This window comes from Bacillus cereus group sp. BfR-BA-01311, from assembly GCF_022664295.1.
Classification (GTDB): Bacteria; Bacillota; Bacilli; order Bacillales; family Bacillaceae_G; genus Bacillus_A; species Bacillus_A cereus.
The window spans coordinates 638,035-660,224 of the sequence record NZ_JAKUHC010000001.1 but is presented as its reverse complement, the minus strand read 5'-3'; the positions used below and the strand labels follow the sequence as shown (position 1 = coordinate 660,224).

The window sequence follows — 22,190 nt, the reverse complement described above, 5'->3', positions numbered from 1 at the left end:
CTTCTTCTCCCCCTTTTTAAATTCAGAGGTTTTTCTAACATAGAAAAACCTCTTTCCACTAAGAAAGAGGTTTGAAGTTTATCTTCTCCCCTCTTATCTGCCAGAAAGTTTTACTTTCTGCTGGAATTAGCACCGTGCCTTTTGGCGTAATAAACGCCCCATTTCACAATGGTATTACGGTCGGTTGCTGGGCTTCATCGGGCCAAATCCCTCCACCTGCTCTTGATAAGAGTTGTATAATTTTTTGAATTTTTAACTTTATGTTGAAGACTATACCAAGAATAAAAATCACTTGTCAACATTTTATTTGTATAATTCTGGACGGCGATCCGCAAAAACTGGAATTCCTTTACGTACTTCTTTAATTTTCTCGAATTCAAGCTCTCCAAATAAAATTGATTCCTCTTCATTCGCCTCTACTACAACTTCACCCCAAGGATCCACAATTAAAGAATGACCTGCAAACACATTATTCGGATCCTTCCCTGCTCTATTACACGCAACAACATAACACTGATTTTCAACTGCTCTTGCTTGCAATAGCAAACGCCAATGTGCTAAACGAACTAATGGCCATTCAGCTACAACAAATAATACTTTTGCACCTTTCGCAGTATGAACGCGCATCCACTCCGGAAAACGAATATCATAACAAATTGCGCCGGCGCACTCTACATCATCTAACTTAAATTCACCTGTACTATTTCCAGCGATTAAATATTTATGTTCATCCATAAGCTGAAATAAGTGCACTTTACTATATTCATTAACTAGTTCTCCTTTATTAGTTACAACATACATTGTATTTGTAACACCTTGCTCTGTTTGCTTCGCTATAGAACCACCGACAATATGTACACCATATTGCTTCGACCATTCTTTCAACTTTTCTTTCGTTTCCAATCCATCCCTATCTGCAATTTCAGAGAGCCTAGTTAAATCATATCCTGTTGTCCAAAGTTCTGGTAAGACAATAACATCTGGTCTTTCCTTCACCGCTTCACTTATTTTATTTTTAGCATTCTCAATATTTTTTTCTACATCTCCAAAGACAATGTCCATTTGAATACATGCGACTTTCATTTTGTCAGCCCCATTCATAATTTTTTCTTTACAAAATACTGGAAAGATTATATCATTTGTCACTAGAATTGTAACAACTTTCAAAAGAGGTGGAAAGTATGAAATTATTTCAACCTTCTGAGATAGTAACATCATTGCCGACACAATTTTTCGCTTCACTTGTTGCAAAAGTTAACAAAGTCGTAGCAGCTGGTCACGATGTTATTAATCTAGGTCAAGGTAATCCAGATCAACCAACACCGCAGCATATCGTAAAAGCTTTACAAGATGCTGCAGAAAAGACCATTCATCATAAATATCCGCCATTTCGCGGACATGAAAGTTTAAAAGAAGCCGTGGCAACATTCTATCAACGTGAATATGATGTAGTAGTAAATCCAAAAACAGAAGTTGCTATTTTGTTTGGCGGAAAGGCTGGATTAGTAGAATTACCAGTTTGTTTTACAAACCCTGGTGATACGATTCTCGTTCCAGATCCAGGCTATCCAGATTATTTATCAGGAGTTGCTTTAGCAAAAGCACAATTTGAAACAATGCCACTTATTGCAGAAAATAATTTTTTACCAGATTATACGAACATTGATGACTCTATTGCCGAGCGTGCAAAATTAATGTTTTTAAACTATCCAAATAATCCGACCGGTGCTACTGCATCAAAAGATTTCTTTAATGAAACCATTCATTTTGCTAATAAACATAATATATTAGTCGTTCATGATTTTGCTTACGGTGCGATTGGATTCGATGGTCAAAAACCAGTTAGTTTCTTGCAAGCAGATGGCGCGAAAGATATAGGAATTGAAATTTACACGTTATCAAAAACTTTCAATATGGCCGGCTGGCGCATCGCTTTTGCTGTAGGGAATGAAAGTGTGATTGAAACAATTAACCTATTACAAGATCATATGTATGTTAGTATATTCGGTGCAGTTCAAGATGCTGCTCGAGAAGCGCTATTAAGTTCACAGTCTTGTGTAATAGACCTTGTAAATAGTTACGAATCTCGAAGAAATGCTCTTATTTCAGCCTGTCACTCAATTGGTTGGAATGTAGACATTCCAACAGGATCATTCTTTGCATGGCTTCCTGTTCCAAAAGGATATACCTCTGAACAATTTTCTGATATTTTACTAGAAAAAGTACATGTCGCAGTTGCTCCTGGTGTTGGATTTGGTGAGCATGGCGAAGGGTATGTCCGTGTTGGTCTCTTGCATACAGAAGATAGATTACGAGAAGCCATTAATCGAATTGATAAATTAAATTTTTTCAAAAAATAATTGACAACATGAAAAATATCTGACAAAATTCAGTTATCTTAAATTTTTAAACATTTCTAAATACTTCTTATCAAGAGCAGGTGGAGGGACGAGCCCGACGAAACCCGGCAACCGATCTACAATTGTAGACACGGTGCTAATTCTCGCAGCATTACGCTGACAGATAAGGAGCTGGTTGTAAAAAAACCTCTCCTTAGCTGAGAGGTTTTTTTATTTAACTAGGAGGTTATAACAATGAGCGGAATTATAGCGACGTATTTAATTCATGACGATTCACATAACTTAGAAAAAAAGGCGGAACAAATTGCACTCGGATTAACAATTGGTTCTTGGACTCATTTGCCACACTTATTGCAAGAACAATTAAAGCAGCATAAAGGCAACGTCATTCATGTTGAGGAATTAGCTGAACATGAACATACCAATTCGTATTTACGTAAGAAAGTAAAACGCGGAATTATTAAAATTGAATATCCGCTATTAAACTTCAGTCCAGATTTACCAGCGATTTTAACGACTACATTTGGAAAGCTATCACTTGATGGCGAAGTAAAATTAATTGATTTAACTTTTTCAGACGAGTTAAAAAAACATTTTCCTGGTCCAAAATTCGGGATTGATGGTATTCGAAACCTTTTACAAGTGCATGATCGTCCTCTTTTAATGAGTATTTTTAAAGGAATGATTGGACGAAACATTGGGTATTTAAAAACGCAATTACGCGATCAAGCAATTGGTGGTGTAGATATAGTAAAAGATGATGAAATATTATTTGAAAATGCATTAACACCACTTACGAAACGCATTGTATCTGGAAAAGAAGTTTTACAATCTGTTTACGAAACATACGGTCATAAAACGTTATATGCCGTAAATTTAACAGGACGAACTTTTGATTTAAAAGAAAATGCGAAACGTGCAGTGCAAGCTGGAGCTGATATTCTATTATTTAACGTATTTGCTTACGGACTAGATGTACTACAATCACTTGCAGAAGATGATGAAATCCCAGTTCCTATTATGGCACATCCTGCTGTAAGTGGTGCTTATTCAGCATCCAAGTTATATGGAGTTTCATCTCCATTATTACTTGGAAAGCTACTACGTTATGCTGGGGCTGACTTTTCATTATTCCCATCTCCATACGGAAGTGTTGCGCTAGAAAAAGAGGAGGCTCTTGCTATCTCAAAATATTTAACTGAAGACGATGCATTTTTCAAGAAGAGCTTTTCTGTTCCGTCTGCTGGTATTCATCCTGGTTTCGTTCCCTTTATTGTACGAGATTTCGGTAAAGATGTTGTTATTAATGCTGGCGGCGGGATACACGGACATCCAAATGGAGCGCAAGGCGGCGGTAAAGCTTTCCGTACTGCAATTGATGCTACTTTGCAAAATAAACCACTCCATGAAGTAGACGACATAAATTTGCATAGTGCACTACAAATATGGGGAAATCCCTCTTATGAGGTGAAATTATGAGTATTCAAGTATTTTGTGATTTCGATGGCACGATTACAAACAATGATAACATTATGTCCATTATGGAAAAATTCGCACCACCAGAAGCCGAAGAAGTAAAGAATAAAATTTTATCACAAGAACTATCCATTCAAGAAGGTGTTTCTCAATTATTTCAATTCATACCTACTAATCTGCACGATGATATTATTCAATTTTTAATAGAAACTGCTGAAATCCGTAGTGGTTTTCATGAGTTTATACAATTCGTAAAGGAAAATAACATTTCTTTTTACGTGATATCAGGTGGAATGGATTTCTTCGTCTATCCACTCTTACAAGGAATCATTCCAAAAGAGCAAATTTATTGTAATGAAACAGACTTTTCAGCAGAGTTTATTACAGTTAAATGGCCTCATTCTTGTGATGATCATTGTCAAAATCATTGCGGATTATGTAAATCATCATTAATCCGTAAATTAAGTGATACAGATGACTTTCATATTGTAATTGGAGATTCTATTACTGATTTACAAGCCGCGAAACAAGCTGATAAAGTATTCGCTCGCGATTTTCTTATTACAAAGTGTGAAGAAAATCATATTGCTTATACACCATTTGAAACATTTCAAGATGTGCAAGCTGAATTAAAACTTTTGTTGGAGGTGAAGGCATGAAACAACTTTTTCGTCAATGGTATGACTTAAGCGAGATAAAAAAAGAGTTAACAACACGAAATTGGTTCCCAGCAACAAGTGGTAATATTTCTATAAAGGTTAGTCATGAACCACTTACTTTTCTTATTACAGCAAGCGGTAAAGATAAAACAAAAACCACTCCAGATGATTTTCTATTAGTAGATCATGTAGGAGTTCCCGTTTTAGAGACTGAATTACACCCTTCAGCAGAAACAATATTGCATACACACATTTATAACAATACGAATGCCGGGTGCGTACTTCATGTTCATACAACCGATAATAATGTCATCACAAATTTATATAGTGATGCAGTCACCTTTCAAAATCAAGAAATTATTAAAGCTCTCGATATTTGGGAAGAAGGTGCAACAATTCAAATTCCTATTATTGAAAACCATGCCCATATCCCAACGCTTGGAGAAAACTTCCGAAAGCATATACAAGGAGATTCGGGTGCAGTATTAATCCGTAACCACGGTATTACCGTATGGGGCCGAGATAGCTTTGATGCAAAGAAGAGATTAGAAGCTTATGAGTTTCTATTCCAATTTCATATAAAACTATTATCAATTCAAGGAGGCGTTTCTAATGGCGCAAATTCGTATTCATGAAGGAAATACTCGTATTGAAAATGAAGTGGAAGTATCTAAATTTCTACAAGAGGAAGGCGTTTTATATGAGAAATGGAATATTTCTAAACTTCCTACTCATTTAAATGAAAATTATTCGTTAACAGATGAAAACAAAGCTGAAATATTAGCTGTGTTTTCAAAAGAAATTGCTGATGTTTCAGCACGCCGTGGTTATAAAGCACATGATGTAATTTCACTTTCAAATAGCACCCCTAACCTTGACGAATTATTAATTAATTTCCAAAAGGAACACCATCATACAGATGACGAAGTTCGCTTTATCGTCAGTGGTCATGGCATTTTCGCTATTGAAGGAAAAGATGGGAAATTCTTTGATGTTGAACTTGAGCCAGGCGATTTAATATCTGTTCCTGAAAATGCAAGACATTATTTTACTTTGCAAGATGATCGCCAAGTTGTAGCTATTCGTATTTTTGTGACAACTGAAGGCTGGGTTCCAATCTATTAAGGTAGTTAGTTGAATAAAAGGACTTGGATCCCCTTTTCCAAACTTTTATTCACTCTACATATATACATCCTCCTATGGAACAGGCTTATTTCATTTTGAAATAAGCCTGATTTTTTATTTACTTGAAGTACCATTTCATCACAAATTTAACACCTTGATTTTTCAAGTGCATTTTTTGAACTTTTTTTGAACATTTATTGAATTTTTTCTGAAAATTCTGTTTTGTATGTGATATACTACAATTAACTGAGAAGGAAAATAATATCGCAAACAGAGGGGGATAATCATGAGCTTACTTATCGCACTTATACTTGGGGTTACATGTGGAGCATTTCCTGTTATTTTAGGAGCTATTATGGAAGAGTTAGAAATTGGTGTTTTAGGATTTGTCGCATCTTGTGTAAGCGCTTTATTATTTGGTTTATTCGGTGCTATTCCTGTTTCAATTCTGTGTGCTTTTTATATAATACGCCATGCTCGTACAAAACAATTTGGTCCTAATCACATCGCACAAATTATCCCATTCCCGGTTGAACGATGCCGCCGCGCTTCTAACTTATAATTATAAAAATTAAAGATGACTAAATAAATAAAAGTCCTCAAATGAGGACTTTTATTTATTTTCTTCTAGAAATTGAAACAATTCTTGTAGATGTAGGGCATCTTCACCATAGCTAACAGATACATGAAATATACCGTCAATCTCAGCTTGCATATAAAGATCCACTCCATCACGATCATATTTCAATGCCAAATAAAACTCCATTTCTTCTAACATCTTTTTTGAGGTTCGAATTACATAATGCCCCTTCTCATCTCTTCCATATTCAAATTTTGGTTCAAAATCATATTTTTGTTTAAAAGCTTCTTTTTGTTTCTCATTAATTTGCATACAAGTAGCTCGCTGTACAGTATCAATCATCTCATCAAACTTTTGAAGGTCCACCTCGTTTACCCCCTTATATATTTTTTATATAGTACTTGTGTTCCACTATTTTCTTCGCCATCCTTAATTAACTCTTCATACAATTCTTTCGCCAAACTTAAGCCTGGGACTGGTAATTGTAATTTTTCTGCTTCCTCTAAAGCAATTTTCATATCTTTCATAAAATGCTTCACATAAAATCCTGGCTCAAAGTCTCCTTTTAACATTCGAGGAGCTAAATTACTTAATGACCAGCTACCTGCTGCCCCTGTTGAAATACTCTCTAACACTTTATCTGGATTCAGTCCAGCCTTCTTCGCGTAAGCAACAGCTTCACATACTCCAATCATATTGGAAGCAATCGCAATTTGATTGCACATTTTTGTATGTTGTCCACTCCCAGCTGGTCCTTGTAATTGAATGTTTGTTCCTAACTTTTCAAGTAAAGGTAAGCATCTATCATATATTTCTTTCTCCCCACCTACCATAATTGCGAGTTTTGCTTCTTTCGCACCAACATCTCCTCCTGAGACAGGTGCATCTAACGTATATATATTTTTGCTTTTTGCAACTTCATTAATCCGTTTTGCTAAAGTAGGTGTAGATGTCGTAAAGTCAATTGCTATCGTACCTTCTTTTGCATGTTCTATAATTCCTTCTATACCAAAATACACTTCTTCTACATCATGTGGATATCCAACCATTGTCATTACAATATCAACTTGCTTTACTAACTCTTTTGGCGTATTACACCAATTTGCACCATCTTGCACTAAAGAATCTGTTTTTGCTTTCGTTCTATTATATACATATACTTTATGACCATCTTGCATTAAGTGATAAACCATACTTTTTCCCATTACGCCAATACCAATGAAACCTATTGATAAAGTTTTATGTTCCATTTTCTCATCCCCTTTGTTCTAATAAATCATTTACCATCTTTCGGAACTCTTTATTAAAGTCATCATCCATACTATTTTTCACATTTGAAAATAAAATAACAAAAGTTCCTTTTTCTTTATTAAAATTATTGAAAGTGTTCCAACCAGATAATACACCATGATTATGAAAATAATCTGGATATATATAAAAACTAAATGCATATTTCCGTTCTGCTGAAGGTGAAAACATTGCTTGTATACTTTGTTCAGAAAGAAGTTTTCCATTTATAATTGCTTCGTCTAATTTCTTCATATCTCCAACTGTCGTATACATCTCACCACAACCATATAACCAATCCATACCTAACTTCTGCGCTGGTACAAGCTCTTGATTTTTTTTCACATAACCCTTTGTAAAATTTTTATCTCCAGGTACCATATTTCCCATACCGGATTCATGCATATCTGCTTTTACAAATATGTTTTCTTTTATGTAATCTCCTAAAGGTTTTTTCGATATATGTTCTATTATATAAGCAAGCACCATATAATTATAATCTGTATATCTCCAACCCGTTCCTGCAGGAAATTCTAAATTTTGACGTCCAATCCAATTCATTAACTGTAAGCGAGAAGCCGCATTAATATTGCCTTTTGCGTGTTCAGGTAAACCAGAGGTATGCGTTAATAAATGATATAGCGTAATATTTTTATTCTCCGGAAATGAAGGAATATATTTATTTACATTATCTTGAATATTCAATTTCCCTTGTTCTTGCAGCTGTAAAATAGATGTGGCAACGACTGTTTTCGTAATAGAACCGATACGATATTTTGTTTGAGGCGTATTTTCTATTTTATTTTGAACATCAGCATACCCATATCCTTTATTCAATATAACATGCTCTTTATCTGTTACCAAAACTGTTCCATTGAATTGCTTTCCGACTAAATATTGATCTAATTTTTGAGATATGCTAGCATAATCAATTTGTTGCTCTTCTTTTTCTTCTATATTCCCTTGTACTTCCGATTCAATAGTAGGATTCACTTTAGTTGTTAATACAGTGTTTTCCTTTATATTGGGGCTAACAAGAAAATAGTATACTCCGCCGCCAACTATAGCAGACAGTGAAGCCACCACCATTACTTTTTTTATCATATTGATCCTCCATAATTCCTTCGCTAAAAATTGTCCCCCTATTCTATTATCAAACAATAAAAAAAAATCGCAACAATTTGTTGCGAAAAATCACATTTTTTCTTTTCTATACACACATACTTGATTCTTTCCATTTTTTTTCGCTTCATATAATGCAATATCCGCTCGTTGCATTAATTCTTCTCTTGTAGTTCCTTGTTCATATAACGCAACTCCAAAGCTAGCTGTTAACTTCGAAATTCCAGTGAATTGCTTTGTTTCAATGAAGAATCGTAATGATTCCGCAACTTGAAATGCTTCCTTTTCTACTGTATTTGTCACTAATATAATGAATTCTTCCCCTCCCCATCTTGCAAATACATGTTGCTGCTCCACTTTAGATTTCATAAGCTCTGCAAGTTGTATTAATGCCAAATCGCCAAAATCATGACCATATGTGTCATTAACTGTTTTAAAATTATCTATATCAAATAAAATAATTGCTATTTTCTCATCGTTACGTATTACCTTTTCCCATTCTACCTCTAGTATTTGTTGAAACTTTAAACGATTATAAATCTCTGTCAATGAATCTATCATAGCAAGTCTTTCTTGTTCTTGATAGATTTCATCTAATTCTGTAATTTCCGTGCACTTTACAATAAATCTTGATAAATCTTCTGGCAATGGTGTCGCACGTAATAGAAAAGTAGATACTGCCCCTTCATAATTTGACATCTTAATTCTTCTACCGCTTGATAAAGTATCGTCTAGCCATGTTATATCATGCGTCGTCGAGTAGTATCCATTTTCTCTAATAAAATGTTCAGCAAATACTAAATGTTGCTCGCGATAGGCAAACAAATTTTCATATCCGAAAAACGTTAAAAAATTTGTATTACAATCAACAATTTCATCATCTTCTACTATAAATAATAAATCATTTTGAAAATCAAACATCGTTTGAAGCAGTTCCTGTTGTAAACTAACTTGCCTTACTAAAGAAAGTTGATACAAACTCTTATTCACTTCTTCTAACACTGCTTGCGGAGTTACAGGGGCTATTACAATATTACGTATTCCTAATGCAAGTACATCTGTAAATTCCTTTGTTATTTGTTGATCCCAAATGACAATGAATGTACTTTGCGAGGTATACATATTCTTTATATATTTTATTTGAGAATAATCTGTTACATACATAATTATAATGTGCGGTTTCGTTCTTTGAAATAATAGTTCGCCCTCTTCAAAACTATTTGCTATAAACATACATTTTGGATGGATATTTTCTATCGTTTGTTGATGTTTACATCCATTTTCTATATAAAGGACATTTAACTGCAGATCTTGTAACACATTTTGGAAAACCGTATTCTCTAATAAAAAATGTAGTATGTTCATCACTAGTCTTCACTCACTTCATATATCTTGTTCTACTGAATTCCTCACAAACATTTCTAAAAGACTGTTCTCCAATAAACTTTAATTTGTGAGAAATACATATTAACAAGCTAATTGAGAATGTTATCTTCCCTTTTCACTCTATAAATTCCTTTTTTAGTGTATGATTATAGGAATTATATCGTTTGTATGAATGCCCTAGCTTATTTCTTAAAACTTGACAATTAAAATAAAGATATTATATTCTTAAATTCGATAACTTACAAAATGTAAGTAATATACATTGCGTTTTCCCGATAATTTTATATACAATTTGGAGGATATATTATGACAAACGACAACTTTTTTAACGTTCTATATGAACGCACATCTACACGTGCATTCAACCCAAATAAAGAAATCTCATCTACAGAATTACATGAGATTTTAAAAGCAGCAGCACAAGCACCTTCCGCTTGGAACTTACAACACTGGAAATTCCTTGTTTTTCAAGGTGAAGATGTACAAAAACGATTACACCCAATAGCTTATAACCAACAACAAATTCTTGATGCTTCTGCAGTAGTCGCTATTTTAGGTGATTTAGAAGCTTATAAAAATGTTGAGCCAGTATATGGTCCAATTGTAGAACAAGGATTTATGAAAGAAGAAGCAAAAGAACGCTTAGCTAAAAATATTGAATCTGCATATGCTCGTGAACAATTCCCAAGAGATGCTGCCTTTTCAAATGCATCTTTAGCAGCAATGCAACTTATGCTTGCAGCTAAAGCAACTGGTTGGGATACTTGTGCTATTGGTGGCTTCAATCCACAAGCACTGACAGACGAATTTAACGTTTCATCTCGTTACGTTCCAATTATGCTTATTACAATTGGTGAATCAACTTTAAAAGGCCACCCTGCACCTCGCATGAGCGTAGAGCAAGTAAGCGAGTGGGCAAAATAATAAAAAACGAAGGCAACTACATTGCCTTCGTTTTTTTATTCCCTGTCATAATTTTGTAATATTACTACAAATCATTCGACATTTATACTTATGGAAAAGTATATTCTATTCCCTTCTCATAAATAAACGTGACGTTTCGTGTCGAATTTTGTTAAGCTGTTGAAATATACCCGTGTATTTTTGTTACAATTGTGATACAATGATAACAAATAGATAACAAGAGAGGGATTTTCATTGAGTTCATACGGAAGCTTTATCGCACTTTTATGTTACATAGTAACTGTACTGCTTCTATATTTTATTGGTGATGCCGCAAACATCTCCATTTTACAATTCCCAAAAGAAGAAGCATTCCAATTAGAATCAGAAAAACATACTGCACGATCCATTGTACCACTACTCCTAGCTCTTCCTGTATATATCATCGTTTTATATAAAAGTAAAAAAGTGTAAAGGCTACCCATTTCATTTATTTCGGTGGTTTTTACATTTTTTGTTATATTTCCCCTATTTTAAACATCATTCCATACTAAACACCCAGCTAGTCATTTAAAATGAGAAAATCCCCTAGAAAAAATTCCACTCTCTGTCCAGTCACTAACTACCGAACTTACATAGATTATAAGTGTGAAGGGGGTGATGAGGATTATGTTTGGATCATTTGGATGCTGTGATAACTTTAGAGACTGTCATCATCATGAAAGAGAGCGCGACCATCGTGAGAAAGAGAGAGAGGTTAAACCACAACAACCAGCTGTATGTAACGTACTTGCTAGCATTTCAGTTGGAACAGAGCTTTCTCTATTAAGCGTTAAAGGTGTTGGATCTTTCAACAATGTAATTTTTGAAGGTTTCTGTAACGGTGTTGCTCTTTTCTCTGCTTTAGCTCGTAATGACAAAGATAACAAAGATAACAATAAAGACGATAAACACAATCAAAATCGAAATACTTTTACTGGTATTTTACGTGTATGCCCAACTGATATCGTTGCTATCGCTATCTAATTCTGTTCCTTATCTTTAAGAGTAAGAAAATAAGCTTTATTTTTCTCATAGAAAAAACCTGAGACCGATTTCAAATCGGCTCAGGTTTTTTTATTGATTATATGCTTTTAACTAGTTCAACAACTTCTTCAGCAGTTGACATCATTAATGCTTTTTCTGCTAATGTTTCCATTTCTGCTTTTGACAACTTACTTAGCTGTGTTCTTGCAGGAAGAATAGATGTTGCACTCATACTGAACTCATCTAAACCTAATCCTAATAATAATGGGATAGCAAGTGAATCGCCCGCCATCTCACCACACATACCAGCCCATTTGCCTTCTTTATGAGCAGCATCGATAACCATTTTTACAAGACGTAAAATAGATGGGTTATATGGTTGGTATAAGTAAGATACTTGTTCGTTCATACGGTCTGCAGCCATTGTGTATTGGATTAAATCATTTGTTCCGATAGAGAAGAAGTCAACTTCTTTCGCGAATTGATCTGCTAATACTGCTGAAGCTGGGATTTCAACCATCATACCAACTTCAATAGAATCAGAAACAGTTGTACCCGCTTCTACAAGTTTCGCTTTCTCTTCTAATAAAATCGCTTTCGCTTGACGGAACTCATCAAGAGTTGCAATCATTGGGAACATAATTTTTAAGTTACCGTATACGCTAGCACGAAGTAATGCACGAAGTTGTGTACGGAACACATCTTGCTCATCAAGACATAAGCGGATTGCACGGTATCCTAAGAATGGGTTCATTTCTTTTGGTAAATGTAAGTATGGAAGCTCTTTATCTCCACCGATGTCAAGTGTACGAACAACGACTGGTTGACCTTCTTTTACACCTTCAAGAACTGCTTTATATGCTTCGAACTGCTCTTCTTCTGTTGGAAGATTGTCACGGCCCATGTATAAGAATTCTGTACGGTATAAGCCAACGCCTTCTCCGCCATTATCGATAATACCTTGTACATCATTTGGTGTTCCGATATTTGCAACAAGCTCAACGTGATGTCCGTCACTTGTTACAGTAGCTTGGTCTTTTAATTTAGCCCATTCAGCTTTTTGCTCTTCAAATTTCGCTTTCTTTTCTTCAAACGAACGAAGAGTTTCTTCTGATGGGTTTACAATTACTTCTCCATCTAAACCGTCAATGATAACGATATCGCCATTTTGGATTTTCTCCATAACAACTTTTGTACCAACAACAGCTGGAATTTCCATAGAACGAGCCATAATTGCTGAGTGAGATGTACGTCCACCGATATCAGTAGTGAAACCTTTTGCATACTTACGGTTTAACTGAGCTGTATCAGATGGTGTTAAATCTTCAGCAATGATGATTACCTCTTCAGAAATTGTACCAGGATTTGAGAAGTTAATTCCTAGTAAATGTGCAAGAACGCGTTTTGTTACGTCACGAATGTCCGCAGCACGTTCTTTCATATATTCGTTATCCATGTTTTCAAACATAGAAATAAACATTGATGCAACTTCATCCATTGCAAATTCAGCATTTACTTTTTCGCTATTTACTTTATCTTTTACTGGGTTTACTAGTTCTGGATCATTTAACACTAATAAATGTGCTTCAAAGATTGCAGCTTTGTCAGCACCTAGCTCAGCAAATGCGTGGTCCTTAATAGCTTCTAATTCAGTTTTTGCTTTCTCAAGCGCAGCGTCTAAGCGTGCAATTTCTGCAGCTTCGTTTGTAATTGATTTCTTTTCGATGTTAAATTCAGGATTTTCAAGTCTGAAAGCCTTTGCAATAGCAATCCCACTTGATGCAGCGATCCCTTGAATGTTAAGAGTCATTATTCTCCTAATCCTTCGTTTTTCATAGTTTCTTCGATAGCTGCTAGTGCTTGAGCTGCATCATCACCATTTGCAGTGATTTTAATTTCTGCGTTTTGTTGAATGCCTAAAGACATAACGCCCATGATTGATTTTAAGTTAACGTTCTTTCCGTTATACTCTAAGTTAATATCAGAACCGAATTTGCTTGCAGTGTTTACAAGTAGAGTTGCTGGACGAGCATGAATTCCTGAGTCGCTAGTTACTTTAAAGATTTTTTCCATGATAATTTATCTCCTTTAAATTACAGTATTTTTTAGTTGTATAGACGTGAGTACTACATCATCTATTGTATATAATAGGCGATGTTCGGTCAACCACATCGCCTATTATAATTATAAACATTTTGCGTCAAATTCCTACTGAATGTCAATAATAGCGGTTTCGCCCTTCTTAACATTTCCATCTTTTTTCAATTCGACTTGTTGCCCTTGTTGTAAGTTTGTAAAGACAATTGGTGTAATGATAGATGGTGCATTTTCTTTTACAAATGCAAGATCTACTTTTAATAATGGTTGGCCTTGTTTCACCTTGTCGCCTTGTGCTACAAGCGCTTCAAAACCTTCACCATTTAATTTTACAGTATCAATACCGAAGTGAATTAAAATTTCTTTTCCGCCTTCAGATTGAATACCAATCGCATGTTTTGTAGGGAATACATTGACAATCTCACCGTTCACTGGAGAAACTACTGTTCCTTCAGTTGGCTCAATTGCAAATCCGTCTCCCATCATTTTTCCTGAGAATACTTGGTCAGGTACTTCTGTAATTGGTAAGATTTTTCCTTCGATTGGTGATACAATTGTTTCATTTTCATCAACTTTTTGAGGAGTTTCTTCCACTTTTACAGGTTCTTCTTTTTCAACATGAGGTGTACGACCTGACATAATATCATGAATTTGTGATTTTAATGTGTCAGATTTCGGTCCGAAAATAGCTTGAATGTTATTTCCAACTTCAAGTACACCAGCTGCTCCAAGTTCTTTTAAGCGGTCTTTGTTTACATTCTTTTGTTCGTTAACTTGAACACGTAAACGAGTAATACAAGCATCTAAAGAAGCAATGTTTTCTTTACCACCAAGTGCTACTAATACTTCACGAGGGAGTTCGCCTGCTTCTGCTTTTCCTGCGCCGTCATTTGCATTTGCCACTTCACGACCAGGTGTTTTTAGATTCCATTTACGAATTGCAAAGCGGAATCCGAAGTAGTAAATAACTGCTAGTACAAGACCAACAATAATTACCCACCACCATGCTGTACGGCCTGGTAGTACACCGAATAATAGGAAGTCAATTAAACCACCAGAGAATGTCATACCAATTTTAACACCTAAAATTTGCATTGTCATAAATGATAGACCAGCAAATACAGCGTGAATTCCGAATAATACTGGCGCTACGAATAAGAATGAAAATTCAAGTGGCTCTGTAATACCTGTTAAGAAAGATGTTAATGCTGCAGAACCTAAAATACCTGCTGCTAATTTTTTATTTTCTGGACGTGCTTCATGGTACATTGCTAAAGCTGCTGCTGGAAGACCGAACATCATGAACGGATACTTACCAGTTGTAAATGTCCCTGCTGTTAATTCTACACCGTCTTTTAACTGTGCCATAAAGATTTTTTGGTCACCACGGATTAATTCGCCAGCTGCATTTGTATACTGACCGAATTCGAACCAGAACGGTGAATAGAAAATGTGATGTAATCCAAATGGAATTAATGAACGTTCAATTAAACCGAATATAAATGCTGCAATTGTTCTATTTGCATCAATCATTTGATGTGAGAACGTGTTTAAGCCACCTTGAATGTATGGCCAAACGAAGCACATGATAATACCTACTATTAAAGAGAATGTTGCAGTTGCAATCGGTACGAAACGCTTACCTGCAAAGAAACCTAAGTATGATGGTAATTCAATATTGAAGTATTTATTATAGCAATATGCCGCTACTATACCGACGATAATACCACCAAATACCCCTGTTTGTAGCGTTGGAATACCTAATACGTTTGCATACGCTGGATCTGCAAATCCAATTTTTACTGGGTCTGCTCCAGAACTTGTTACTTTCACTAGCTTATCTACTTCTAAGAACACACTCATCGTTTTGTTCATAATTAAGTAGCCGACGAATGCTGCTAAACCAGCTACTCCGTCTCCACCAGCTAAACCAATTGCTACCCCAACTGCGAATAATAATGCAAGGTTAGCGAAAATAATATCACCAGATTGTTCCATAATTTTTGCAACCATTACGAACCAATCTGCTTTTAAAGCAGGAATAACATTTGTTAACTGTGGATTTTGAAATGCATTACCAAATCCAAGTAAAATACCTGCCGCCGGTAAAATCGCTACTGGAAGCATTAACGCTTTTCCGACTTTTTGAAGAACACCAAAGATCTTCTTAAACATGGAAACCCTTCCTCTCTTATCTATATTGATACCTTCCGACAAACGCCAAAAAGACATGAGGAAAAAAAGATAGAACGATAGCTATACAAAGGGTAGTATATCCCTTTCTCTAGCTTACATTCCTTACTTTTCTCCACTCATGCCTGATCGAATCAGTAACACGTGTCAAAAATAGGTTTACGTATAAGTTCACTATAATTAAGGCAAACGTTTTCGTTACTCACCTTAATGTGTTTGTCGAAATTTGTATAACTTTGCAATAGTTATTATACATAACTATTGTAAGCGATTCAATCATTTTTTTTAACGTTTTCATTTTAGACAAAAATATATGGCTTTTTACACATGCTCTGCCTTTACTAAGCGTTGCAAGTGCATCGTTAAATAAATACTTTCAGCTTCATATACAGGTAGTTGCAACTCTTTTTGCATGACCTTAACTAGCTTCCAAGCCAAGTTATAGCAAGCTGGATACTCCGCCTTTAATAAATCAGCAAAACTTTGCGATTCCTCTACTTTTTCTCCTTTTTTCACCCTCTCAATAGCATATTGAAGATGACGAATAAGACGTAAATAATGAATGCTCTCTTGATCTAATGTAATTTGTAAGTTTGTCTCAATTAAAGATACAAGTTGTGCAATGAGACGGGAGTTTTGATTAACTGAAGATAAATCAGAATTTGTAAGCGAACTGTAAATGTGAAGTGCAATAAAACCAATTTCTCCTTCTGGCAATGTAATTTGCAAACGAGAATTTAAAAGTTCTACAACACCTTCCGCAATTTCATATTCCTTTGGATAGAGCATTTTTGTTTCAACTAAAAAAGGGTTATCAATTGTAAGTCCTTGTTTTAACCTTTTAATCGCAAATGAAATATGATCTGTTAACGCAATATGAATATGTTCATTTAGTGGCGATTTCGCTTTCCCTTGAATGTACAGCATAATATCGTTCATCAATTCAATTAATTTTTCACTAATATGCGGCACTAATAATTTGTATTGTTCACGATCACGTTCATTTTTTAAGACAAACATCTTTTCGATTTGTTCTTGCTCCAATACATCTTTCGCTTTTTTCCCAAATCCAATTCCTTTACCAATCACTACTACTTCCTCGTGTTCCGGATGGCTAGCAATGATGACATTATTATTTAAAACTTTTTTAATTTCTAGATAATTACTCATATAACACCACCCTCGTACTTAAATAGCCTACTTTTATGTTACAGAATATTCTTCTTTGTCGTCAATGTAAAACATCTGCCATTTAATAAAAATTCATTTTTTAGACATGTTTATATATGATGCGTATAATGTAAGAGCAACTGTACATAGAAAGGAGATAACAGCATGATTAAAATGTTTGTAAGTGATATCGATGGTACAATGATGCAACACGGAGGTCTTATTGACGAACAAGATGTTGCGGCACTGCGCAGCCTTGCCGAGCAAAATGTTATTCTTTGCTTCGCTTCCGGAAGACTTGATAATGAAATTGCAGACTTAATGAAAGCTGTAAATACAAATTTTCATCGCATTAGTGTAAATGGTGTTTTTGTATATACACATGAAAATAAACAACTATTATCTGCAACTTTTGATTCCAGCATACTTCCCGATTTGTTAGCTATGACGAATGAAGATCCTTATTTCCGTTATGTAAGTGATGAGCATAATTATTACATTGAAGAGAAAACACCTTTCATTCAAGAACTTGAACAACAAGTAACTATGACTTCTGTTGAAGAACCAAACTTACTACAGAAGATTGATGATACAATTTTCCCAAATAAAATTTCTGTCGGTGGAACAAAGGAGAGCTTACAACTCCTTCAGAAAAAAATTGATGAAAAATTCCACGGGAAAGTTAGTACTTTCATCTCAGCAGAACAATGTTTAGATGTAATGCCACCGAATGTTAGTAAAGGCTCTGCCATTTCTGTTTTATTAAATGAGTTTCAAATAAAACCTGAGGAAATTGCTTGTATAGGGGATTCTTATAATGACATTCCTATGTTTTCTTTAACTCCTCACAGTTTTGCTATGTCGCAAGCAGATGATGCAGTAAAAAAACACGCTCACTATGTAGTAAATCACGTCAAAGATGCTGTTAACCACGTAATTGCTCATAATAAAAATACGACTCATTCCTTATAAGGATGAGTCGTATTTTTATTTCTTTACATGTTAACCATTTTCAATTCCACTGTACTTCACAAACTGAAATATACTATTTGTTACGTGCGATATTCGTAATAAATTTATAACGATCTCCACGATAAATACATTTCACGTACTCTAGCGGTATCTCACCTTCTGAATATGACCATTGACGCATTACAAGTACAGGCGCCTTTTTAGGAATATGCAGATGTTCAGCTTCATTTTCCGTCGCAACGGAAGCTTCAATTGACTGAGTAGCGCTAACAAGTTTAAAGCCCAGTTTTTTCTCTAAATGTTCATATAAAGATTGTTGCAATATCTCTTCGTTAATATCTTTTACAAGAGCTGGCGACAAATATGTCGTCTCAAAAGCAATCGGTTCATCATCAGCTAAGCGAATACGCCTCACTTCATAAACCGATTCCCCCTCCTGTATTCTCAACCGGTCTGCTATTTTAGCAGTAGCTGGAACTAGGCGGAAACTAAGTAATTGACTACTTGGGTTCATCCCACGAGAAATCATGTCTTCTGTGAATCCCGTCATTCCTTGCAATTTTTGTTCCACTTTCGGAAGTTGGACAAATGTTCCAATTCCACGCTTCCGATATAAATAGCCTTGTTCCACTAAATTATTAATCGCCTGTCTGATTGTCATTCGACTCACTTCGAACTTATCACAAAGTTCATTCTCAGATGGGATTTTATCTCCCGGCTTCCATTCGCCGTCCTCAATTAGCTGTTTCACCCACTCTTGAATCTGATAATAGATCGGAAATGGTGAATACTTGTCGATGTTCATCAGCAATCGCCTCACTGCATAAAGATAGAGCTTCTTGATCAGCGATTACGGTTACATTCGGATGACGTTGTAAAACTGTAGCCGGACACTCTTCACTATATTCACCTTGCAATAATTCTTTAACAGCTTCTGCCTTTTTAGAACCCATAGCAACAAGTAGAACTTGTTTCGCTTTCATAATGCTTCCAATTCCCATTGTAATCGCATGAGTTGGCACATCTTCTTCTTTTTCGAAGAATCGAAGGTTTGCTTGGCGTGTAGATTCTGTTAATTCAACAATGTTTGTTGGAGAATTAAACGGTGTTCCTGGCTCATTAAATCCGATGTGACCGTTTTCACCGATTCCAAGAATCTGTAGGTCAACTGGGTTAGCAGCTAGAATGCTCTCGTAACGTTTGCACTCTTCCTCTAAATCACTTGCCATCCCGTTTGGTACATAAGTTTGTTTAAATGGAAGATGATCAAACAACTGTTCTTGCATGAAATAGTGATAGCTGTTTTTATCTTCATGTGGTAAATTTACGTACTCATCTAAGTTTACAGTGGTTACACGGCTTGTATCAAGTTTATTTTTTCGCATTTCTGCATAAATACCTAATGGAGAGCTTCCTGTAGCCATTCCTAATGTTGGATTTTCTTTTGTTTTTACAACTTCTTCAATTAATTTATAACCTGCTTCTGCTAATTCTTCTGGAGTTTTTACAACAAGAATATTCATTTAATTACTTCCCTTCCTTCATATGAATTCCTAAACGAACCGTATCATATACATGTAAATCTTCATTCATCACAACAAAGTCTGCATCTTTTCCTACCGCTAATGCACCTTTATTATTTAATCCAAACTCTTCTGCTTGGTTAACTGATGTCATAAGTACTGCATCTTCGATTGAACAACCTGTAAATTCAATTACATTTCGGAAAGCTTGATCCATTTTTAGAATACTACCAGCTAACGTTCCATCTTCTAATCGAGCACTACCATCTTTTACATGTACTGGCTGTCCGCCAAGCTCATATAATCCATCTTCAAGACCTTTTGCACGCATTGCGTCAGTAATAACACTTACTTTTTTCGGTCCTTTTAACTTATATGCTAATTTCACCATATCAGGGTGAATATGAATACCATCTGTAATTACTTCAACCATTACATCTGGATTTAATAACACATGACCCACAACTCCTGGTTCACGGTGATGTAATCCACGCATTTGATTGTATAAATGTGTCGCATGTGTAATCTTTCTATTTTTTAGTTGCGCATCAATTGCATCTGTATGTCCCATTGTGCCAACTACACCAGTTTCAGCAAGATATTGTTCAAACTCTAATGCTCCCTCTTCTTCTGGTGCATATGTTACTAATTTAATTAAGTTCCCACTTGCTTCTTGCCATTGTTTAAATTGCTCAATATTTGCAGGAACGATATGTTCAAGTGGCTGTGCACCTGCACGTTTCTTTGAAACATAAGGTCCTTCTAAATGAATATATTCGAAATGCGCTCCTTTTTCTTTTGCTTCTTTCGCAGCAGTTAACGCTGCTTCAATTGCCTCTGGAGCTTGTGTCATTGTTGTTGGGAAGTAAGTTGTAACCCCTTCTTTTAACATTTCTTTACCTAGAGTTACTAACCCATCGCTATTTGCATCCATCGCATCAATATCGTATCCACCATGAATATGAACATCGATCATACCTGGAATTATAATCTTCCCTGTAGCATCAAAAACAGTTTCATTTTCTTGTGGTACATATTGAGCCATCAAACCAATTTCTTTAATGGTTTCTGCGTAACGAATAAATCCGTTTTCCACTATTTCTTGACCTGTGTAAATTTTGGCATTGATGACAATTTGCGTTTTCATTTTCATCGATCCTTTCCCATGAATTACCTACTTGTTATTATTACCTTATTCGCCTAGTTCCATCTTAATATACGCACGAGTAGTTGTCTATACATTCTAATGAAATTTCCTTTTTATTCAACAGAAAAGGAAATTTCTTACGTCTCTTATAATTATAATATATATTATTCATTTTTCCAAAAAGGGACAGTATCGCCCCCTAATATAGAAATCACTTCAACAATGGCATTAATCCGCTAGATTCTAACATAATATGTTCACCATCTGTTTCCATTTCTACTGTACGTTTATTCGTTCTATATACCATTATACCGTGCCTTTTTAAGCGTTTCACTACACTTTGGTGAGGATGTCCATACGGATTATTACTCCCGTACGATAGAATAGCAAACTGCGGTTCCACTTTTTTTATAAACGTTTCACTTGTTGAAGTATATGAGCCATGATGCCCCACTTTTAACACATCTGCATGGACATCAAATTGTTTTAATATTTCATGTTCTGTCCGTACATCCGCGTCACCCATTAATAAAAAATCCGCTTTTCCATATCGCACCTTTAAAACAATTGAGGATTCATTATTTTCATCTTTTGATTTCCCGTTGTTTAATACTTGTATAGAAACATGTGGATCCAGCGGTATATATTGTCCTTCCTTTACTGAAACGAAAGGTATCCCTCTTTTTTTTATATTATTCCGATACGTATGATAAGTAAGAGAACTATATGTTTTTCCGCTATCTAATATAAGCGATACCGGCATTTGCTCTACAATTGGAATTAACCCCCCTATATGATCCATATCGGGATGCGTACTGACAATTACATCTAAATGATTAATCCCTTTCTCAATTAATTTCTGAATAATAACCTCTCCTGCTTCATAAGGTCCTCCATCAATTAACATTGTTTGTCCATTTGGCATTATAATAAGTGTTGCGTCACCTTGCCCCACTTTTAAAAAGCTCACTTTCATTTTACTAAGATGTTGCCGATGCATATGTAAAGGAGACGTAGTATGAATGGACATCATATACCTTTTAGCTGATGCGCTATTTAAAGAAAAACATAATAAAACAGAAACTAATAATAAAATAATCCGCATACCTCTCATAACTCGTCTCCTTTTTTCATTTAGTATGGCACTGTAAATAATTGATATAC

Annotated in this window: 23 protein-coding genes and 2 riboswitches; of the genes, 10 read left to right on the top strand and 13 right to left on the bottom strand. The window is 35.2% G+C overall.

The window, feature by feature from the left end:
• Positions 1-90 precede the first annotated feature (90 nt).
• A riboswitch (SAM riboswitch) is annotated at positions 91-232 on the bottom strand.
• A 71-nt stretch (positions 233-303) separates the two neighbouring features.
• A complete protein-coding gene (locus MR136_RS03585; protein ID WP_000869879.1) occupies positions 304-1,167 on the bottom strand; it encodes a carbon-nitrogen family hydrolase in 864 nt (287 codons plus the stop codon).
• Between the two features lie 14 nt (positions 1,168-1,181).
• Between MR136_RS03585 and MR136_RS03580 the strand changes: the two genes are divergently transcribed.
• From MR136_RS03580 to MR136_RS03555, 6 genes are all read left to right on the top strand, one after another.
• Complete coding sequence (locus tag MR136_RS03580; protein ID WP_017673601.1) at positions 1,182-2,360, top strand: pyridoxal phosphate-dependent aminotransferase; 1,179 nt, start codon at positions 1,182-1,184, stop codon at positions 2,358-2,360.
• Between the two features lie 64 nt (positions 2,361-2,424).
• Positions 2,425-2,530, top strand: a riboswitch (SAM riboswitch).
• Between the two features lie 64 nt (positions 2,531-2,594).
• The gene (gene mtnW / locus MR136_RS03575; protein WP_000014180.1) at positions 2,595-3,839 is read left to right on the top strand and encodes a 2,3-diketo-5-methylthiopentyl-1-phosphate enolase; all 1,245 of its coding nucleotides are present in this window, start codon (positions 2,595-2,597) and stop codon (positions 3,837-3,839) included.
• Positions 3,836-4,495, top strand: coding sequence for a 2-hydroxy-3-keto-5-methylthiopentenyl-1-phosphate phosphatase (locus MR136_RS03570; RefSeq protein WP_017673600.1), 660 nt, complete (start codon positions 3,836-3,838; stop codon positions 4,493-4,495). Before mtnW ends, MR136_RS03570 begins: the two co-directional genes overlap by 4 nt.
• Positions 4,492-5,130, top strand: a complete 639-nt coding sequence (locus MR136_RS03565; RefSeq protein WP_061457686.1) for a methylthioribulose 1-phosphate dehydratase — start codon at positions 4,492-4,494, stop codon at positions 5,128-5,130. The genes MR136_RS03570 and MR136_RS03565 overlap by 4 nt, the downstream gene beginning before the upstream one ends.
• Positions 5,108-5,620 carry a 1,2-dihydroxy-3-keto-5-methylthiopentene dioxygenase gene (locus MR136_RS03560; RefSeq protein WP_000057300.1) on the top strand — a complete coding sequence of 171 codons (513 nt, stop codon included), beginning with the start codon at positions 5,108-5,110 and terminating at the stop codon, positions 5,618-5,620. Before MR136_RS03565 ends, MR136_RS03560 begins: the two co-directional genes overlap by 23 nt.
• A gap of 286 nt (positions 5,621-5,906) precedes the next feature.
• Complete coding sequence (locus tag MR136_RS03555) at positions 5,907-6,182, top strand: hypothetical protein (protein ID WP_000054659.1); 276 nt, start codon at positions 5,907-5,909, stop codon at positions 6,180-6,182.
• Positions 6,183-6,233: 51 nt separating this feature from the next.
• Here the strand turns inward: MR136_RS03555 and MR136_RS03550 are convergent, their stop codons facing one another.
• The 4 genes from MR136_RS03550 to MR136_RS03535 all read right to left on the bottom strand — a co-directional run bounded on the left by MR136_RS03550 (position 6,234) and on the right by MR136_RS03535 (position 9,974).
• Positions 6,234-6,566 (bottom strand): DUF3909 family protein, encoded by a 333-nt coding sequence (locus MR136_RS03550; protein WP_000365621.1) that lies wholly within the window; start codon positions 6,564-6,566, stop codon positions 6,234-6,236.
• 5 nt (positions 6,567-6,571) lie between these two features.
• On the bottom strand, positions 6,572-7,450 hold the full coding sequence (locus MR136_RS03545) for an NAD(P)-dependent oxidoreductase (RefSeq protein ID WP_000400431.1): 879 nt from the start codon (positions 7,448-7,450) through the stop codon (positions 6,572-6,574).
• A 4-nt stretch (positions 7,451-7,454) separates the two neighbouring features.
• Positions 7,455-8,591, bottom strand: a complete 1,137-nt coding sequence (locus tag MR136_RS03540; protein ID WP_242259257.1) for a serine hydrolase — start codon at positions 8,589-8,591, stop codon at positions 7,455-7,457.
• 90 nt (positions 8,592-8,681) lie between these two features.
• Positions 8,682-9,974 carry a GGDEF domain-containing protein gene (locus tag MR136_RS03535; RefSeq protein ID WP_001023185.1) on the bottom strand — a complete coding sequence of 431 codons (1,293 nt, stop codon included), beginning with the start codon at positions 9,972-9,974 and terminating at the stop codon, positions 8,682-8,684.
• 327 nt (positions 9,975-10,301) lie between these two features.
• Here MR136_RS03535 and MR136_RS03530 point away from each other — a divergent pair, with 327 nt between their 5' ends.
• The 3 genes from MR136_RS03530 (at position 10,302) to MR136_RS03520 (ending at position 11,924) form a co-directional block, all read left to right on the top strand.
• A complete protein-coding gene (locus MR136_RS03530) occupies positions 10,302-10,919 on the top strand; it encodes a nitroreductase family protein (protein WP_000180387.1) in 618 nt (205 codons plus the stop codon).
• Between the two features lie 234 nt (positions 10,920-11,153).
• Positions 11,154-11,372 carry a hypothetical protein gene (locus tag MR136_RS03525; protein WP_000100485.1) on the top strand — a complete coding sequence of 73 codons (219 nt, stop codon included), beginning with the start codon at positions 11,154-11,156 and terminating at the stop codon, positions 11,370-11,372.
• Positions 11,373-11,567: 195 nt separating this feature from the next.
• A complete protein-coding gene (locus tag MR136_RS03520) occupies positions 11,568-11,924 on the top strand; it encodes a DUF3915 domain-containing protein (protein ID WP_000468023.1) in 357 nt (118 codons plus the stop codon).
• Between the two features lie 97 nt (positions 11,925-12,021).
• Here the strand turns inward: MR136_RS03520 and ptsP are convergent, their stop codons facing one another.
• From ptsP to glcT, 4 genes are all read right to left on the bottom strand, one after another.
• Entirely contained in the window at positions 12,022-13,734 is a 1,713-nt protein-coding gene (gene ptsP, locus MR136_RS03515) for a phosphoenolpyruvate--protein phosphotransferase (protein ID WP_000174207.1), read from the bottom strand.
• A complete protein-coding gene (ptsH, locus tag MR136_RS03510; RefSeq protein ID WP_000411080.1) occupies positions 13,734-13,997 on the bottom strand; it encodes a phosphocarrier protein HPr in 264 nt (87 codons plus the stop codon). The genes ptsP and ptsH overlap by 1 nt, the downstream gene beginning before the upstream one ends.
• A gap of 135 nt (positions 13,998-14,132) precedes the next feature.
• Positions 14,133-16,196, bottom strand: a complete 2,064-nt coding sequence (ptsG, locus tag MR136_RS03505; RefSeq protein ID WP_000473178.1) for a PTS glucose transporter subunit IIABC — start codon at positions 16,194-16,196, stop codon at positions 14,133-14,135.
• A 339-nt stretch (positions 16,197-16,535) separates the two neighbouring features.
• Positions 16,536-17,384, bottom strand: coding sequence for a glucose PTS transporter transcription antiterminator GlcT (gene glcT / locus MR136_RS03500; RefSeq protein WP_000073860.1), 849 nt, complete (start codon positions 17,382-17,384; stop codon positions 16,536-16,538).
• Between the two features lie 165 nt (positions 17,385-17,549).
• On the opposite strand from glcT, the gene MR136_RS03495 reads away from it, so the two are divergent.
• Positions 17,550-18,356, top strand: coding sequence for a Cof-type HAD-IIB family hydrolase (locus MR136_RS03495; protein WP_000594243.1), 807 nt, complete (start codon positions 17,550-17,552; stop codon positions 18,354-18,356).
• Positions 18,357-18,429: 73 nt separating this feature from the next.
• On the opposite strand, the gene MR136_RS03490 is transcribed toward MR136_RS03495, so the two are convergent.
• The 4 genes from MR136_RS03490 to MR136_RS03470 form a co-directional block, all read right to left on the bottom strand.
• Positions 18,430-19,161 (bottom strand): GntR family transcriptional regulator, encoded by a 732-nt coding sequence (locus MR136_RS03490; RefSeq protein ID WP_014894892.1) that lies wholly within the window; start codon positions 19,159-19,161, stop codon positions 18,430-18,432.
• Positions 19,091-19,879: a glucosamine-6-phosphate deaminase gene (gene nagB, locus MR136_RS03480; protein WP_001024210.1), complete on the bottom strand. Its 789-nt coding sequence runs from the start codon at positions 19,877-19,879 to the stop codon at positions 19,091-19,093. The genes MR136_RS03490 and nagB overlap by 71 nt, the downstream gene beginning before the upstream one ends.
• A gap of 4 nt (positions 19,880-19,883) precedes the next feature.
• On the bottom strand, positions 19,884-21,026 hold the full coding sequence (nagA, locus tag MR136_RS03475; RefSeq protein ID WP_002179749.1) for an N-acetylglucosamine-6-phosphate deacetylase: 1,143 nt from the start codon (positions 21,024-21,026) through the stop codon (positions 19,884-19,886).
• A gap of 211 nt (positions 21,027-21,237) precedes the next feature.
• The gene (locus MR136_RS03470; RefSeq protein ID WP_001214826.1) at positions 21,238-22,140 is read right to left on the bottom strand and encodes a ComEC/Rec2 family competence protein; all 903 of its coding nucleotides are present in this window, start codon (positions 22,138-22,140) and stop codon (positions 21,238-21,240) included.
• Positions 22,141-22,190 lie beyond the last annotated feature (50 nt).